The organism is Poseidonibacter lekithochrous (assembly GCF_013283835.1).
GTDB classification, from domain to species: domain Bacteria; phylum Campylobacterota; class Campylobacteria; order Campylobacterales; family Arcobacteraceae; genus Poseidonibacter; species Poseidonibacter lekithochrous.
Genome location: NZ_CP054052.1, coordinates 2486991 through 2504870, shown reverse-complemented (window position 1 = coordinate 2504870; position 17880 = coordinate 2486991). Strand labels below are relative to the sequence as shown.

The window sequence follows — 17880 nt, the reverse complement described above, 5'->3', positions numbered from 1 at the left end:
AGAATTATTCTGCTTGCTCATCTGTAATCTCTTCAATTACTTCTACTGTTTTTTCTTCTTTTGGAGGTCTTACTGCTTCTTGTGCAATAATTTCCATATAGAATGTTTCACAGTTTTCACTTGCCGCTTCATCGATACATTTTGTAATATCTGGGAAGTTAATTACTGCTGGTGTTTCGTCATTTTTACCAAACTTACAATTGAAGTTCCAATGATCAAAACCATCTGAAAGAGGTTTTTTCTTTTCTCTTTTGATGTATTTTCTAATTTCGTTTTTAATAGCTTCTACTTGTCTGTCAGGATGTTTGTTTGCTACTTGTAATCTGAAAGTTTTTTTCATAATAATCCTTTGGCGGAAGTATAGCGAAATTTTTTGTATATGTGATACATTTTAGATGATTAGATATATTTAGATATATCTACTTCATCTATTTGTTCTTTTAATAAGAATTTATCTGCATAATCTTTGTAAATACCTGTTTTTAAGAACATTTCAAAAATGTCTTTATCTAGATGTTGGTCTTTAACCATAAAACTTAAGATTTTTATAGACTCGGATAATGTCTTAGCTTCTTTATATGGTCGATCTGATGATGTTAAAGCCTCAAATACATCCGCAACTGCTAATATCCTAGCTGGTACACTCATTTGGTCTTTAGTTAGTTTTCTAGGGTATCCTGTACCTATTAATGTTTCGTGATGGGCTACTGCATATTCTGGTACTCTTTTTAGATTTTCTAAAAATGGTAATTGCTCTAACATTACTATTGACATCATAATATGTTCGTTAATTTTATATCGCTCTTCGTTTGTTAGTGTTCCTCTTTTTATTGAAAGATTATACACTTCTCCAAAGTTATACATATGTTCAGGAGTGTCAAGATTCATTCCATATTTCTCATACTCTTTTTCCATATGTAGTTCTCTTTCAACTATATGTTCAATCTTATCATCAAGTATTTTTTCTACTTGTGGAGTTGTATTATTTTTATTTGTTTGTAGTCTTTCTCTTTCATCTCTTGATAAACCAATACTATTATCAAAATTCCTTGTCCATGTTCTTTTTGATATCTCTTTGATTTTTTCAATATCTTCTTTGTCCATGAATTCTCCACCAATATTTGCACTTGCAATACAGTTGTATTCTTCATGTAGTTTTTTATGTGAATCTTGAAGCTTTTGTTTTTCTTCTTTTTCATCTGCTCCATTAGTGATATTAGTAAGTGTTTGAATAGTCATATCTCTATGTATTACTTCAAATCTAGTTCTAATCTCATGTATTCTATTGTATATTGTCTCTAGTTTTGTAGCTTTATCTACTACGTATTCAGGTGTTGTTACCTTTCCGCAATCATGTAACCAAGCTGCAATGTTTAATTCTCTTTTTTCATCTTCATTTTTTATAATAAAGTCTTTGAAAACTTCTTTATCATCACTTGCGGCTTGTGCAATCATCATACTAAGTTCTGGTACTCTTTCACAATGTCCACCTGTATATTTTGATTTAGCATCAATAGCACTTGCAATAATTTTTATAAATGAGTCCATTAGTTCTTTTTGGTCTTTTTCATACTTTTGCATAGAAATAGAAAGTTTTACTAATGATCTAGATAGGTCATCTAACTCTTTGATATTTGTTTTTACAAAAACTACATCTTTAAATTTTCTGTTTATAATTTTTCTATTTTCATTAGCTAAGTTTTGAATTGGAACAGCTAGTAGTTTTGTAGCTAACCAAACTAATGGAGTAGAAAGTAGTAATATTAAAAGAGTTGTAAATGATGAAATCAGAATATCTTTGTTATATGGTTCCATTATTCTTTTTAGAGGTAATAATACTGTTAGATACTCTTTTTTATCATAACTTGAATCAAGTGTAGAAAAGTATGTGAAGTATTTCTTTTCATTTATTTCTATGATTTTAGAACTAGAATTTTTATTACTTGTTTTTAGATTCTTTCTTAATTCCTCAAAGTCTAAATTTTTATAATTTTTACCTTGATTTGCACTTGCTGTTACTTTATTTTCATCTCTGAAAAGATAAATTTCACTATCATCAAAAACAAGTTGAGTTTTTAAGAAGTTAGACATACTTGTTAAAGATACATCAACTCCTAATACACAATTACTATTAGGAACTTCCTTTGCATAAGTGGTACCTTTTGCTTCTAAATTTGTATACATATATGGATCAGTTTTGATTATTTTGTGAGTTTTTCTGGCTTCTTTAAACCATGGTCTTATACTTGGGTCATATGTGGCTAGGGATTTATTACTTCTTATTTGTTTTAGACTTGAATCTAAGAACTCTTCATATTGAACTCTTTTTTCATTTTCAGTATAAATCTTGATTACAAGCCATTTCATCTCTTTAGAAGCATTGTATTTATCTCTTAATTTTTTATCGATATCTAGATTAATTACTTCATAGAAACTGCCTTTTACTGTTCCCACATATATAGCATAGATAAATTTGTTATTATTTAAAGTATTAGCTATAAGAGGTAAAAGAGGGTGCCTTTCATCTTTTTTGGGAATACCATGTATTGATTTATATAATTCAAGATTTGAAATTATATTATTGTTTTTTTCATCAAGGTTTTTTATTTTCTGTTCAATCTTCTCTGAGATATGTGTCATATTCTCATCAGTTGCATTAAATGCCAGTTCTTTTAAAAAATAGTATTGAAGAGATAAACTAATAGTAATAATAATTCCAGTTAGTAATATAAATAATGTTAATACAGTTGGTCTAATTTTCATACAAATATCAACTTTTCCCATGCTAAGCCTTTTATAAAAAGTTAAAAATATTATACCAAAATAACTAAATAATATAAAAGTTTTAAACTAATAATATAAAAGTAGCAAATAAGTTATTATAATAGTTACAATTTATACTTATATTGCAACTCTATTCTTAAAATCTTTTGCTGCAAGGGCATATCCACCATTTGATCCATCAACAAAATGTATATGTCTTCCATGTCTTTCAAATATTAAACATGTCATTAGTGCTGAGTCTGATTTGTGAATACCATATATTAATGTATTTTTTTGAAACTCTTTTTCTAAATACTCTTCTAGAATTTGTGTTTCTTCTTTGCTTGTTGATACTACCATTCTTAGAATATCATCAAACTTTTCTGTATCTGTAGTGGATAAAACTCTTTGTTTATATGTAGACCAATCTTTTAAATTGAGTTTCATTAGTATATAACCAATTACATTTATCATTTTTAGTTTTAGATTTATTAGTCTTTTCATAAAAAAATTTTGAGAATAAATAGATGATTCATAATTCAAGTCTTTATCTTTAAAACTTAATTTTAAAGCATTTTCCAAAATAGGGTGTCTTTTTTTATTATCACCAATTATTGATTCTATATTAGATAGTATATTTTCATAATAAGATTCATTTTTGCTTTTTATTAGTATTGATAAAGTATCATCTTTTGGAGAGGGAATTGCTTCCCATCTACATTCTAGTCCACTTATATCAACTTGAAAGTTTTCATCTATTTTATCATTGATCAAGAAATTGTTTGAGTTTTTTAATAAGTCATCACAAAGTTCTAATCCTCCACCATTGATAATAGCTTGGTAATAATCCTTTGAAACTTTTAATTTAGATATTAATACTTCTTTATTGTTTTTACACACTTCATCAATACATATGGATGCAATCCTTAAGTCTAAACTATAAGCATCTTTAGAAATCTTTTGAATAGCTAATAGGGATTGTTTAGCTTCATGGTAAATACTTTGTGGAATTATTACAAATGCTCCATCTCCGCCAAATACATAAGGCAAGTCGATGTTTTTATTTATATTTAAAATTGAGATGATTGTTAATGCTCCAACCATATTAACTTCTTTATATTTACCTTCCTTAATTGCAATCGTAGAATCTTTTATATCCGTAGCTAGAATATACCAATCCTTTGGTAGTTTTGAATATATATTGTTTTTTGCAATTTCTTTAATACTATTGATTGCTTTTAATTTAGAATAAAAATCATCATTCATAAAAATCCTTTTGTGGCGAGTTTCTAGAATTTTATACTTTTAGTGTTTAATTCTTTGTTTTTTTCTTCTTGTTTTATGAATAAATAAAAAAATAATTACTAAAAAATGAAAAAAAATGAATAAAATGGGAATTTTCGTAAAAATGTGAAAAAACTTTAGAAATTTATTTTTTCGTAAAAATGCGAAAATAATACATATTATTTACATTATTAAATTACTTTTAGTAAAAACTCTTGGACTTTTATAGCAAAAATGCTATACTTTAATAAAAATATAGTGTTTTTTGCTATAATTAAAAAAATATCATATATTTATTTTTTTATTTATATATAATTTACTTACACAAGAAGTACACATGAAAATGTTATTATTACAAATAAATAAATAAATAAAAACAAAAAGGACAGGATCATGGAAGATTTAAAATTAAATATTTCTATAAACGATAGTGACAATATTAAGTTAAATGAAAAAATCAATAAACTGAATATTACACTTGATGAGTACATCGGTAAACTAATTGAAAAAGACATTAATAGTATTGTTCAATTAGACAATGGTTTCTATTACAACAAAGCAACTTCAAAACTATTCAACAGCTACGATGAGCAGGTTAAGTTAACAAGAATTGAAGAAGCTCTATTCTCTTTATTATTAGAGAATAAAGGTGAGATTGTTCCTATTGAAACAATTCATAGTGTTGCTTGGAAAGGTAAAAATATGACTAGATTTACTCTAAGAAATAAAGTGAAAACTTTAAGAGATAAAACATATTATGACCTAATTAAGAACCATTCTAATATTGGTTACTCAATGAACTAATCTTTTTATAGATAGTTCTTATTTATAGATAGTAGGGGGATTTTTCTTTCAAAAAAATTCCATACAGAAAATTATTATTACCTGAAATATGAGTTAGATATATTATGTTATGTCTAACTCATCTACTTTATATCCCATGCAAAAACAATCAAAATTGCTATACTTCAATTACAAAAAAATAAAAAATCATGCTTTTTTATATCAAAATAATACAGTTTTTAAAAGAATTTCGAAAAAAAATTAGAATTTAGAATGATATAATAATAAATAAACTTGGATAATATAATGTTTTTAGTAGGAAAAAGATGTCTTAAATATATGATTTAGTATGGAGATTATGTAATAAATAAAAGTTTTGTTCATAAAAATAGGTAAGTAAACTTAATTACTTAGCTATTTTATAGTACGACCATCTTCAAGCTTGATTTGGTCTCTACCATTCTCTTTTGCTTCATATAATAACATATCAGCTTTTTGAATAGTATTCTCATAAGAGTCATGATTAGGTCTAATAGATACACCTGCTGAGAATGTAACTTTGATTTTGTTTCCTTTATATAAGAAACTATTTGAAGTTACAATTGTTTTGATTCTTTTTAAATATTGTAGTAGTTCTCTTGTAAGATTAAAATGTACAATAGCTACAAATTCTTCTCCACCATATCGTCCTACAATATCTTCATCGCGTGTATTCTTATCTAGTATCTTTGCAAAAGTAGATAAAATCACGTCCCCACAGTCATGACCGTAAGTATCATTAATTTTTTTGAAGTAGTCTAAATCAAAGAATACAACAGCATATTGTGTATTACTTCTTTTATAGTGACTTTCAATTCTTTTTACTTCTTCATCATAAGCTCGTCTTGTAAGTAATCCAGTAAGGTGATCTTTCATACTTTCACTTTTTGACTTAGTTAATTCTTCTTCAAGTGTTTTTACTTTTTCTTCAAGCTCTTGAACTTTAGATTTTCCACTTTTTAGTTTATCACTTACAGTATCCATTTCATCTTCAATAGAACCAGCTGCTGAAACTAATTCTGTTTGTAGTTGTTCTAATTCTTTTAAGCCATTAGCATTAAGATCAATTGATTGAATCTTCTCTTTAATACTTAAAACATTTTTAGAACCATTTCCACTACTTGAAATTGCATCATTTAGGTATTGTCCCATTAATGTTACAAATTTTGAAATATCAGAAGTTTGTTCAATAACTAACTTTTTATCTGCTTCAAATCTTTTTAGAATAAAGTCTTCAATTTTCCCTTGAACTTCTTCTTTAAAAAGCAGTTGAGGATTTGCCTCAATCTTTATAAATAAATGTTCTATCTTATCATCAACATCTAAACATATTGATGGTAAAACTGATTTCCTAAGTAGTGAAGCTAGAGGTTCTACATTTTCAGGAGTAACTCTTTTTAGTAATAGAGGAATTAATTTTTGTATTGAATCTATATTATTACTATTAACTTCACTTCTCTCTCTTGGTGATAAGTTTTCTATAATATCTTTTACTTCCATTTTTTACCTACTTATTTGAAATTATTTAATTTATGATAATAATTTTTTTGTAACTTCGTTGATTCTTTTTCCATCTGCAACACCTGCAAATTTCTTTGTAGCTTGACCCATTACTTTACCCATGTCTTTCATTGATGTAGCGCCTACTGCTTCAACAATTTCTTTCATCCCAGCTTCAAGTTCTTCATCACTTAACTGAGCAGGTAAATAAATACTAAATACATCAATTTGTTCTTGTTCTTTTGCTACTAAATCATCTCTAGAAGCGGCTTTATATTGAGTAACTGCTTCTTCTCTTTGTTTAATACCTTTTTGAATAAGTTTAATAATATCTTCGTCTGTTAATTCAATTCTTTCATCAACTTCGATTTGTTTAATCATAGTATTAATAGCTCTAATTGAGTCTCTTTTTACTACGTTTTTTTCTCTCATTGCAACTTTTACATCATCTTTAAGTTGTTGTTTTAAACTCATGCATATCCTTGTTAAAAAATTATTTTATAAAATTTATCATTATTATAGCAACTTACGAATTAAAGCTCTCTATTAATTCTTCTAGTTCTAAAAATCTCTCTACTTTCTGCTCATAAATAATTTCTGTATCTTCTAACTCTTTTGATACAGCAACTATACCTTTTTGCTCATAACAAGCAGGGTTCATAAGACACTCATTTATTTCTTCTATTTTTTCTTCTAATTTTTCTATTTCTTCTGGTAGTGAGTCATGATCTCTTTGATCTTTATACGATAGTTTTGTTTGTTTTTTTACTGTTTGTTTTGGTTTTTCTTGTGCTTGTTTTTTTGTTTCAAGCTCTAAACTTTCTAAATCAATAATTTCTTTTTCAATTTCTAGATATTCAGAATATGGTTGGAAACTCTCTTCCACTAAACCATCTTTACCTTTGAAAACAAATAGTTTTTTTGCAATTTTATCTACAAAATATCTATCATGAGATACAAATATTAATGCCCCTTGGAAGCTCTGTAAATACTCTTCTAAAATATTAATAGTAGGAATATCTAAATCATTTGTAGGCTCATCTAGGATTAGACAATCAACTTTTTTAGTAAATAATAAAGCTAAAGCAACTCTATTCTTTTCACCACCACTTAAAACACCTACTTTTTTATCTAAGTATTCTCTTGGGAATAAAAAGTTTTTTAAGTATCCGTAAACATGCTGATCTCTTCCATCTGGAAGTGTAACTCTATCTCCACCATCTGGACAAAAGATATCCATAATATTTTTATTGTCATCAAGCATATCTCTTTGCTGATCAAAATATCCAATATTAAAGTCACCTTTTTTGAACTTTCCACTATCTACTTCAAATTTTTCCATAAAGATTTTAAGAAGTGTAGATTTTCCACTACCATTTGGTCCTACAATTGCAATAGTATCTTTTTGAAGAATTCTAGAAGTAAAGTCTCTTATTAGTTCTTTATCCCCTAAGCTTTTACAAACATCATCTAATTCATAAAGCATTTTCTTTTTATTTCTTTGTTTGTCTTCTGTATTAAAGGCTTTTTGTTCTCTTTCTAATTCAATGCTCATTTTTCTAATAGCAGCTGGGTTTGATTTTGCTTTTTGTTTAAGATCTAGATATTCAGATTTTCTTCTTTCATTTCTTTTTCTTCTAGCTGTAACTCCCCTTTGCATCCAGTGAGCTTCTCTTTTTACTAATCGAAGTAAGTTATGATGATCTTTTTGCATGTTCTCTAATAACTGTTGTTTTTGTTCTAAATAAGAAGAATAACCACCATGGAATTTCTTTAGCGTTCCACCTTCAACTTCAACAACAGAAGTAGCAATATTATCAATAAAATATCTATCATGCGAGATGAATAATAAAGTGAAATTATTCTTTAAAAGTAAACTCTCTAAAAATTCAACCATATAAACATCAAGGTGATTCGTAGGCTCATCTAAAAGTAATACATCAGGTTTTTTAAGTAGTAATCCTGCAAGACTAACTCTTCTTTGCTCTCCACCACTTAGTAAGTTTACATCTTTAAATTCATATTGTTTTAATTTGAACTCTTTTAAAACTCTCTCAATTGTATTATCTAAATCCCATGCATTATGAAAATCAATAAACGTAGCTAATTGGCTTTGTCTTTTAATTAACTCTTCATTTTCATAATCTGTTGTAATTTTTAGAGTAATTTCTTCGTATTCAGTTCTAGCTTCTTTTATTTCTTTTAATTGTCCTTCAATTGCATCTCGAACATTAAGACCTGCTTTAAACTTTGGTTGTTGGTCTAACATCTCAATTTTTAATGATCTATCAATTGAAATTTCACCCGAATCTGGCTCAACATCTCTAGTAATAATTTTGAATAATGTTGATTTCCCTTGTCCATTTTGACCAATTACTGCAATTCTTTGTCCTCTATTTAGAGTAAAGTTTGCATCTTTTAAAATTGTTTTTATATCGTATTGTTTTGATATGTTTTGTAAATCTACTAATGCCATATTATTTCTTGAAACTCCCGTAAAATAAGTATTCTACACATACTAATATATTTGTTATTTAATAAGATATATTATCTAAAATCTTGTTATAGACTGCTTTGTTAATTTTTTGCTTTACTTGTCTTTTGTTAATACTTTAGTTATTATATGAGTGCCTAACAAATATTTAAATTCAAAAAATAAAAATTAAAGAATAATAATGAAACATAATAAGAAACAAGACAATATAGCTATGCTTATTGACTGCGATAATGTAAGTTCGAAATATATAGATAGTATTGTAAATGATTTATCTAAATATGGTGTTGTTAATATTAGAAAAGCCTATGGTAACTGGAAAAATCCAAAACTAAAAGGCTGGGAAGAGTCATTACTTGAATATGCAATCAAACCAATACAACAGTTTGATTATACAAAAGGTAAAAATGCTAGTGATATTGCAATGGTTATTGATATCATGGATTTACTTTATACGAAAGACTTAAGTGCAATTGCTTTAGTTACAAGTGATAGTGATTTCTCACCTGTTGTTTCTCGTATTCTTTCAGATGGCTTGACTGTTTATGGTTATGGAGAGTCAAAAACACCTGGTTCCTTGGTTAATGCTTGCTCTCAATTTATTTATACAGAAAAACTTTATGAGTCTTCTAATGAAGATTGTTCAGAAGAGAGAAGTAGTAAGGTAAATCAAAAAGATTTAAGAAAAGATACAAAATTAGTACATACTTTAAGAATGGCAGTTGAGCAAACATCAGATCATAATGGTTGGTCTAATATTGCAGCTGTTGGTTTGTATATTTCACAAAACTCTTCATTTTCACCAATTAACTATGGCTATCAAAAACTAAGCCATCTTATTAAAGCAACTGGATTATTCCATATTGAAATTGAAGGTGATAATAATCAAGTAATGTTTATTAAAGATAATAGAAACTAAACTATTTCTTTATTCTTTTAGAGAAAGGTATTTTTCCTTTTTCTAAAGATTTCTCATATTTATATACGGAATAAATACCACTGGCTATTGCTAAACTACTTATTATTTCTATCATCTATTGAATCCTCTATAGTTTTTAATTCGTCAATTAAACCCATTTTATAATCCCCATTTTTAACACTATTTATTTTATTTTTCTGTTTATTTATCTCTTCTTTAAATTCAATAATGAAGTTTTTTTCTTTTTTTATATAATAATAAACTAACTCGTTTAACCATGTAGAGGCATCAATTCTGCCTTTTTTGTATTTATCTGATGCTTCAATATTTTTATTGAATTTATAAAATACAGTATGTCTATTTAGTTCATCACTAACTTTCTCTAAGATATCTATTGACTTTTTCATTTTGCAATATTAACCAAATTAAAAAAATTATATTCAAAATATTGCATATTGTAATATCTTGCAATCTTTTTGCATATAGAGTTGTTAATCTTCTAAAAATGATTAAGGAACTGGTTATGAAAAAGTTATCACTATTTGTCTTCATTGATGGGTTTGGATGGGAAGTTTATAAAAAGCATGGTTTTAATAATAAAGCTATTGATACAAGAAAAAAATTAAAAACTACATTCGGTTTTTCTTCAGGTGCTGATCCTTCTATTTTAACTGGAAGATATCCTGATGAACATACACACTGGTCTAGTTTTTATTATGATCCTAAAAACTCACCTTTTAAATTTTGTAAGTATCTGTCTTTTTTACCAAAAAGAATATTTGATAGATTTAGACCTAGACACTATTTAAGTAGAGCTATGAAATTTATCAATGGTTATACAGGTTATTTTGAGATTTATTCTGTGCCATTTGCACATCTTCCTTATTTTGATTACTTAGAAAAACATGATTATTTTGTTCCAAATGGGATTTTAAAAACTGATACTATCTTTGATTGGTGTGTACAAAATGATATTCCTTACCACTGCTCAAATTGGAGAAAAAGTGAAACTTACAATATCAATGCTTTAAAAGAAAAGATTGATGAAGGTGATATTGAGTTTTCATATCTTTACTTACCAACACTTGATGGGGTTATGCATACATATGGAACTGAACATGAAAAAACAGTTGAAAAAATCAAATGGTTAGAAGATCAAATCTCAAATGTTTATGATTATGCAAATGATAAATATGATGAAGTTTCTTTACATATCTTTAGTGACCATGGAATGTGTGATACTAAAGGAAGTGTAGATTTAATCAAAGTTATTGAGAATACAGGCTTAGTTTATGGAAAAGATTATGTTGCTATGTATGATTCAACAATGGCAAGATTTTGGTTTATGAATGATGAAGCTAGAGAGACAATTGAAGATCTTTTATCATTCCAAACTAGTGGAAAAATTGTAGATGATGATGAGTTAAAAGAAATGAGAGTTTTCTTTGAAGATAGAAGATTTGGTGAATTGTTCTTTTTAACTAATCCTGGAATTTTAATTAACCCAAGTTATTTTGGATTACAAGCTATTCCTGGAATGCATGGTTTTCACCCAGATCATAAAGACTCACATTCGCTTATGTTTTCAAGTACAAGTATAGATGAAAATATTAATTCAATTACAGATATTAGAAAAGTTATGGAAAAAGAGATAAGAGATGAAAAATAAAGCTTTTAAAACTGATGATCTTTTTATTGTTAATCCTTTATATTTCTTAAAAGAATTATTATATAAAGCACCATCAATTCTTATTGCTGCAATTATTGGAATCTTAGTTGCTACATTTTTTGCAAATAAGTTTACAACTGTTTCTTATAAATCAGTTGCAAAAATAATTAGATATGACAAAAAAATATCTATGCCAAAAGATGTACCTTATAAATTCCAAAACTTTAACTATGACACTGCTTTACAAACTATTAGAACAAGAGAAAATCTAAATGAAGCTATTAAAGTATTAAAACTTGATACAACAGTTGAAAAAATATATTCATCGTATGAAATTAAAAGAAGAAAAAGATCAGATATTATTGAGATTCTTTTTACTAATGCTAATAGAGAATTATCAGTAAAAGGCGCAAACGTACTTGCAGAGATTTTTTTAAAAAACTTTTATAAAGTGCAAAATGCTGCAACAAGAGAGGTTCTAGTTTATTATGGTAAACAAAAAGAAGCACTAATTAAAGAGATTGAAGTTTTATTATCTACAAAAGAAAAATTCAATAAAGAGAATAAAATCTTATCAATCAAAGTTCAAAAAGATTATAAGTATGAACAACTAAATGAAGTTGCTTTAAACCTTATTGATACAAAAGTTTTAAAAAATGAGTATCAAACAAAAATCAAACAAATCAATATTAAATTAAAACAAATTCCAAAAGAAGTTCAACTTGAATATTCAGTTAGATCAGCTGATTTAAAAGCAATTGCAAATAAAGAAAAAGAACTTGATGCAATGAATCAAAAATATACAAAACATAATCCAAAAATTAAAACCTTAAAAAAAGAGATATCAAAAATGAAATCTCAATATGCAAATAGAAAGAATAAAAAAAGTATTCCAGATGAGATTACTTATGGAAATAATCCTTTATTTACAGCTTTAATCATTGAATTATCTCAAAGTAAAATAGGTGTGATTTCATCAACTAACAGAATCAAAGAGTTATTTGAACAACAAAACAATATAGAAAATGAAATTAAAGAGTTAAATATTTTAGAAAAAAAATATTCAGTTATTGCAAAAAAAATAGATGAAAAAAATTCATTATTAGACTTAGTTACAAAAAGACAAAATGAATTAAAAATCGCATTAGAGTCTTCTCAAGAAGATTTCAAATTTTTAGAAAGAGCTAAACCACCAAAATATCCAGAATCAAATTTCAAAAAAGCAATGATTTTAGGAACAGGTTTCTTATCAGCTTTAGTTTTTACAGGCTTTTTTATTCTGAAATTATTCTTTGATTTTAGAATAAAAGGAGCTTTTGATATTGAAAGAAGATTTAATATCAAACTTATTGGAGAGTTTTTTAATACAAAAGATAACAATATTATCAAAGAAAATACAATGGACTTTATTACTTCTTTTATGAAAACAATGAAAAATAAAAAAATTGTATTACTAGGTAGTGATGTTGCAAATACGGGAAAAACTCATATTTCAGAAGTATTAACATACTTTTGTTCAACTACAAAACAAAAAGTACTTTATATTGAAACAGTTAGTGAAATAACTCCTGAAATAGAGGATTCTATAATTAATTGTAGTGATATTGAAAATCTTAACTTTGATAATGTAAATGTTGTTAATGAGTATGTTCACAAACTATATATTCAAGATAGTGAAATAAATGATTACTACTTAGCAAATACAAATATTTCAGAAAAGTTATTTGAGAACTTAAAAACTAACGAATATGACTTAGTTTTATTTGAAGTACTTGCTTTTGGAGTAAATACGTATTTCTTTAAAAACTTTGCTCCTTTAGCAGATTTAGTGTTATTAGTTTTTAAATGTAATGAGTCTTCTAGAAAAACAATTGATCCAATTGTAGAAGAAATAAACTCACTAGGTATATCTCATGTAAAAGGAGTTCTAAATGTTATCGATAATAAAAGTATCTAATTACTTATTAATCTTATTACTTGCGATTTTTTTAATCGGATGTGTAGCTTCACCTAAACCTGAAGATACAACTTTATATGTAAAAAAGAGTCCACCAAAAGCATATAAAGGAAGAAATGTAGATCCAGCATTACAAGTATTAGAAAAAGATTTTGAAATTATTCATAATGGATTACATTCCAATGAAATAAAAAAAGAACTTCTTGAATTACATATAAAGGAGAAAAATGAGTACGTTATTGGCTCTGGTGATATGTTTAATATCTTTGTTTACGAGGAACCTGAATTAAATGTAAAAGGTTCAGTTGTTAAAGTTGATGGAACTTTAACTTTTCAATTAATAGGAGATGTGAGAGTTGCCGGTCTTACTATTAATGAAGCAATGAGAAAAATTGCGAATAAACTAAAAAGATATTTAGTGAATCCAATTGTATCTATTATTCCTGTTGAATTTAGAAGTAAAAGTTTTACAATTTTAGGAAAAGTTTCACTTCCTGGAACTTATCAAATTACAAATAATGCAAAAGCAATTGATTCAATTGCAATTGCTCAAGGTCTTTCAATTGGAATCTTTGAAGACAATACTATTGAGTTAGCAGATTTAGAACACGCTTTTATTAGAAGAGGAAATAGAGTATTACCTGTGAATTTTATTGAGTTAGTAAGAAAAGGTAATCCTTTACATAATATTCCATTAAAAGATAAAGATTATATCTATATTCCATCTGCTTTAAATACAGAGGTTTATATTTTAGGGGAAGTTAATCTTCCTGGTCATTATGGATTTAAAGAAAATATGACTTTAAGTCAAGTTGTAACTTATGCAAAAGGTTTTAAAGTAAATGCAAATTTACAGAAAGTTGCCATTATTAGAGGAACTTTAACAAATCCAGTTGTATATATTGCAAATTTAGAAGATATTTTAGAAGGGAAATCAAAAGATTTTAGAGTTAAACCTTTTGATATTGTTTTTATTCCTACTTCGACTTTAGGGGATTGGAATAATATTCTTCAAACAATTATGCCTAGTTTAGAAACTATTCAAAGTGCATACATCACTAATCAATTACTAAAAGGAGATTAAGATGAAAACTTTACTTCAATTAATAAAAGAGGATATTGCAATTTATAAAAATAAAGAGACAGTATCTACAAAAGATTTAGTTCATGTGTTGAATCCTCGATTATATCCTGTGATTTTATTTAGATTCTCTAGTGTATTAAGTAAATATAGATTAGGAATATTAGGGAAAATTGTTTCTTTTTTAAACTTTGTTTTATTTGGTTGTGACATTGCTAGAAAAGCAAAAATTGATGGAGGTTTATATTTACCTCATAGTAGTGGAGTAGTTATTGGAGAGTTCGCGACAATTGGTAGAAATTGTATTATTCATCAAGGAGTTACATTAGGTGATAGAGGGGAAGAGTATGAAGATACAAACCCAACAATTGGAGATTTTGTAGAGATTTGCACAGGTGCAAAGATCTTAGGGAAAATCACTTTAGATGATTATTCTATTGTGGGAGCTAATAGTGTTGTATTAAAAGATGTACCAAGATGTGCAGTTGTTGTGGGTATCCCATCAAAAGTAGTGAAATACAGAGAAGTAATATAAAGTAAAGGCAAGATTATGTTTGAGTTAAAATATATAATTTTCTTTTTTGTACTATTTATTGGAGTTCCAATAGCAGTAATATTTGCCAAAAGATTCGTTTGGATTGAAAAATCGTTTTGGTTTTTATTACTGTTTTTTACAGCAAGTACAGAAGACATTAATTTTTTCTCAATGGAAACATATAGAGGAACATCAAGAGGTTTTGAAATAGGGCTTGTTGATATTACAGCTATTATTCTATTTTTTGTGATTTATTCTAGAAAAGATAAATTCCCAATTAGAATGCCTCCAGCTAGTTATATTTATTTCACATATTTTACTTTCTCACTAATTTCAATAATTAATAGTGATGTATATATCTATTCATTTTTTGAATTATGGAAAATGGTAAGAATGTATTTTTACTTTTTCGTTGTTTATAATTTAATTAGATCTTTTGAAGATATAGAAGAGTTTATTAAATATATGTTGATAATTGTGGCTTACATAACACTTATGGTTTTAAAACAAAAATACCTAGAAGGAATGTTTCAAGTAAAAGGGCCTTTCCCTCATCAAAACTCCTTAGTAATGTATATGATTGTATATGGAAGTATTTTTTTATCTTATGCCTTGAATGCAAAAAAAGCAAAACTGTATGTTTGGATTACAGCATTTGGTGCAGCTAGTGTTGATATTATCTCAACTCTATCAAGAGGTGGAATGGCAGTATTTTCTATTTCTATTATTTTAATATTTTTACTTTCTTATAAAACAAAATTTACTGCTAAAAAACTAGGAGTAACAGTTCTATTTTTTGTATGTGCTACAGGAATTTTATATAAGGCAAGTGACACAATTATGGAGAGAATTCAAACAGCTCCCGAAGAGTCATTAAATGTAAGAGTTGTTTTAGCAGAAGCTGCCCAAAATATGGCAAACGACAAGGTCTTTGGAGTAGGTTTAAATAACTTTGGTTTAAAAATAAATCCCCCATATAACTATGGTGAGCATATTATAAGAAAAGATGATGATGAAAAAGGTGGAATTGTTGAGACAGTTTATTTATTAGTAGCAGCAGAGACTGGCTGGGCTAATTTATTGGTATTTATATCATTTCTTATGTTCTTTTATATTAAGAATATAAGAAATTATATTGCCTTAGGAAAAGGCAAATATAAGAAGTACAAGTATATTCCAATGGCTTTTATTGGCTGTCTGACAAGTATGTATTTACAGTCAACAATGGAATGGGTTTTAAAACAGACTAATAATTTCTATCAAATGATGTTTATTTTTGCTGTTATTTTGGTTGTATCAAGATTAATTAAAGAAGGTAAAAAAAATGAAAAATCTAAATGAAGATGTTATCTTTGAAAAAATGAATCCCTTAATTAAAGATAGTATGACAAATGAACAAAAAAGGGAAACAAAAAAATTAATATCTTGTGCATTACCAAAAGCAACAAAAAAGATAGTTAACCTAAATTTTGATTTTTGGTTTTTCAAAATGTTTTATATCACAATTTATTTAGGTAGTGAAAAAAGAAAAATGGAGCGAAAATTTACTCTTACAAAACTTTCTCATATTTTATTTATTATGTTTTCTACATTTTTAGTGTTTTTAGTAATAGCTTCAGTGCTAACTGCAATCTTTTTGGCTTTATACTATATAAAATCATTAATAGGAATAGATTTATTTCAATTCCATTTATTAAGATAAAAGGATAAGTCATGAAAATTTTAATTTTAAGTAATTATTATCCCCCTTATTATATTGGTGGTTATGAGTTAGCTTGTTATGACACTGTTCAATTTTTAGAAAAAGCAGGGCATGAAGTTTATGTACTTACTGGAAATCATAAAGAAGAAAGCGTTTCCTTTGAAAAAGTATATAGAAAATTAAAATATATAGATTATAAAGATCCTTCTTATTTTGATAAAAATGTAGTTGAAGAGTTTAACTATGAAACAACTCAAGATGTAATAAAAAGAATAAAACCAGATTTAGTTTATATTTGGTCTTTGAGACTAGTATCTTTGTCTCCTATTTGGGCAGTTGAAAAAGAAAAAATCAAAAAAGTATTTGAAATTGGGGATTTTTGGATGAAAGGATTTTTAGCCAATAATTTTATGTCTAAACTCAAAAGAGAAGTAAAACAACTTCTCCCAGGATTTAAAGCTCTTGATATAAAAATAGATCCAATAATTTCTGTTTCAAAATGGATGATTCCTGAAATGAAAGAGTTTTATGGAACTCAAAATATATTCCAAATACCAAATGGAACAAAAATCACAAAAGAAAAGTCTTCGAAATCAAAAGAGCTAATGCAATATATGTTTTGTGGTCGTTTAGATTATAGTAAGGGTTTAGATTTGGCATTAAAAGCTTTATCAAACTTACGTGATAGAAAAATATATGACTTTGAATTTCATATTTATGGTGATGGTGATAAAGAATATATTGATAAATGTAAAAAAATGGTTGAGGTTTTATGTTTGACTAATCATGTGATTTTCCATGGGAAAGTTGATAATTTAGAAGAAGTCTATAAAAACAATCATGTTTTATTAATGCCAACTAGAATGAGAGAGCCTTTTGGTTTAGTTCTAATAGAAGCAATGAACTATGGGGTTGTAAGTATTGCTCCTGATGATTTTGGTCCTGCTGAAATTATTGATGATTCTAAAAATGGTTTACTTTTTACTCCCTCATGTGTTGAGGATTTGACATTCAAAATATTACTTTTACATAATAGTTGGGATTTATTAGAAAAATATAGAACAAATGCCTATCAAAAAGTAAAAAATAAATTTGATATTAACATTGTAAAAAAACAAGTAGAAGATGTTTTATTAAAAATCACAAGAGTATAA

16 protein-coding genes are annotated in these 17880 nt (G+C 26.8%); 9 read left to right on the top strand and 7 right to left on the bottom strand.

All coding sequences use genetic code 11. The features are described from left to right. Positions 1–4: 4 nt before the first annotated feature. From ALEK_RS11845 to ALEK_RS11835, 3 genes are all read right to left on the bottom strand, one after another. A complete protein-coding gene (locus ALEK_RS11845) occupies positions 5–340 on the bottom strand; it encodes a DUF6172 family protein (RefSeq protein ID WP_071627698.1) in 336 nt (111 codons plus the stop codon). A 59-nt stretch (positions 341–399) separates the two neighbouring features. After that, positions 400–2784: an HD domain-containing phosphohydrolase gene (locus ALEK_RS11840; RefSeq protein WP_083574688.1), complete on the bottom strand. Its 2385-nt coding sequence runs from the start codon at positions 2782–2784 to the stop codon at positions 400–402. 117 nt (positions 2785–2901) lie between these two features. Beyond that, a complete protein-coding gene (locus ALEK_RS11835; RefSeq protein WP_071627697.1) occupies positions 2902–4029 on the bottom strand; it encodes a DUF3095 domain-containing protein in 1128 nt (375 codons plus the stop codon). A 411-nt stretch (positions 4030–4440) separates the two neighbouring features. On the opposite strand from ALEK_RS11835, the gene ALEK_RS11830 reads away from it, so the two are divergent. Continuing rightward, positions 4441–4851: a helix-turn-helix domain-containing protein gene (locus tag ALEK_RS11830; protein WP_071627696.1), complete on the top strand. Its 411-nt coding sequence runs from the start codon at positions 4441–4443 to the stop codon at positions 4849–4851. A 393-nt stretch (positions 4852–5244) separates the two neighbouring features. Here ALEK_RS11830 and ALEK_RS11825 read toward each other — a convergent pair whose 3' ends face one another. The 3 genes from ALEK_RS11825 to abc-f are packed head-to-tail and all read right to left on the bottom strand — an operon-like array spanning position 5245 to position 8845. Further along, entirely contained in the window at positions 5245–6369 is a 1125-nt protein-coding gene (locus tag ALEK_RS11825; protein ID WP_071627695.1) for a GGDEF domain-containing protein, read from the bottom strand. A gap of 30 nt (positions 6370–6399) precedes the next feature. Beyond that, positions 6400–6843, bottom strand: a complete 444-nt coding sequence (locus ALEK_RS11820; protein ID WP_071627694.1) for a GatB/YqeY domain-containing protein — start codon at positions 6841–6843, stop codon at positions 6400–6402. 52 nt (positions 6844–6895) lie between these two features. Beyond that, complete coding sequence (abc-f, locus tag ALEK_RS11815) at positions 6896–8845, bottom strand: ribosomal protection-like ABC-F family protein (protein ID WP_071627693.1); 1950 nt, start codon at positions 8843–8845, stop codon at positions 6896–6898. A 199-nt stretch (positions 8846–9044) separates the two neighbouring features. On the opposite strand from abc-f, the gene ALEK_RS11810 reads away from it, so the two are divergent. Next, positions 9045–9782: an NYN domain-containing protein gene (locus ALEK_RS11810; RefSeq protein ID WP_071627692.1), complete on the top strand. Its 738-nt coding sequence runs from the start codon at positions 9045–9047 to the stop codon at positions 9780–9782. A 95-nt stretch (positions 9783–9877) separates the two neighbouring features. On the opposite strand, the gene ALEK_RS11805 is transcribed toward ALEK_RS11810, so the two are convergent. Then, positions 9878–10189 carry a hypothetical protein gene (locus ALEK_RS11805; RefSeq protein WP_071627691.1) on the bottom strand — a complete coding sequence of 104 codons (312 nt, stop codon included), beginning with the start codon at positions 10187–10189 and terminating at the stop codon, positions 9878–9880. Between the two features lie 116 nt (positions 10190–10305). Here ALEK_RS11805 and ALEK_RS11800 point away from each other — a divergent pair, with 116 nt between their 5' ends. The 7 genes from ALEK_RS11800 to ALEK_RS11770 are packed head-to-tail and all read left to right on the top strand — an operon-like array spanning position 10306 to position 17880. Continuing rightward, a complete protein-coding gene (locus ALEK_RS11800; protein WP_071627690.1) occupies positions 10306–11451 on the top strand; it encodes an alkaline phosphatase family protein in 1146 nt (381 codons plus the stop codon). Further along, a complete protein-coding gene (locus ALEK_RS11795) occupies positions 11441–13408 on the top strand; it encodes a GumC family protein (protein WP_071627689.1) in 1968 nt (655 codons plus the stop codon). Before ALEK_RS11800 ends, ALEK_RS11795 begins: the two co-directional genes overlap by 11 nt. Continuing rightward, a complete protein-coding gene (locus ALEK_RS11790; protein ID WP_071627688.1) occupies positions 13383–14492 on the top strand; it encodes a polysaccharide biosynthesis/export family protein in 1110 nt (369 codons plus the stop codon). The genes ALEK_RS11795 and ALEK_RS11790 overlap by 26 nt, the downstream gene beginning before the upstream one ends. 1 nt (position 14493) lies before the next feature. Then, a complete protein-coding gene (locus ALEK_RS11785) occupies positions 14494–15024 on the top strand; it encodes a serine O-acetyltransferase (protein WP_071627687.1) in 531 nt (176 codons plus the stop codon). 15 nt (positions 15025–15039) lie between these two features. Then, entirely contained in the window at positions 15040–16365 is a 1326-nt protein-coding gene (locus ALEK_RS11780) for an O-antigen ligase family protein (RefSeq protein ID WP_071627686.1), read from the top strand. Beyond that, positions 16349–16726, top strand: a complete 378-nt coding sequence (locus tag ALEK_RS11775; RefSeq protein WP_071627685.1) for a hypothetical protein — start codon at positions 16349–16351, stop codon at positions 16724–16726. Before ALEK_RS11780 ends, ALEK_RS11775 begins: the two co-directional genes overlap by 17 nt. 11 nt (positions 16727–16737) lie before the next feature. Beyond that, positions 16738–17880, top strand: coding sequence for a glycosyltransferase family 4 protein (locus tag ALEK_RS11770; protein ID WP_071627684.1), 1143 nt, complete (start codon positions 16738–16740; stop codon positions 17878–17880).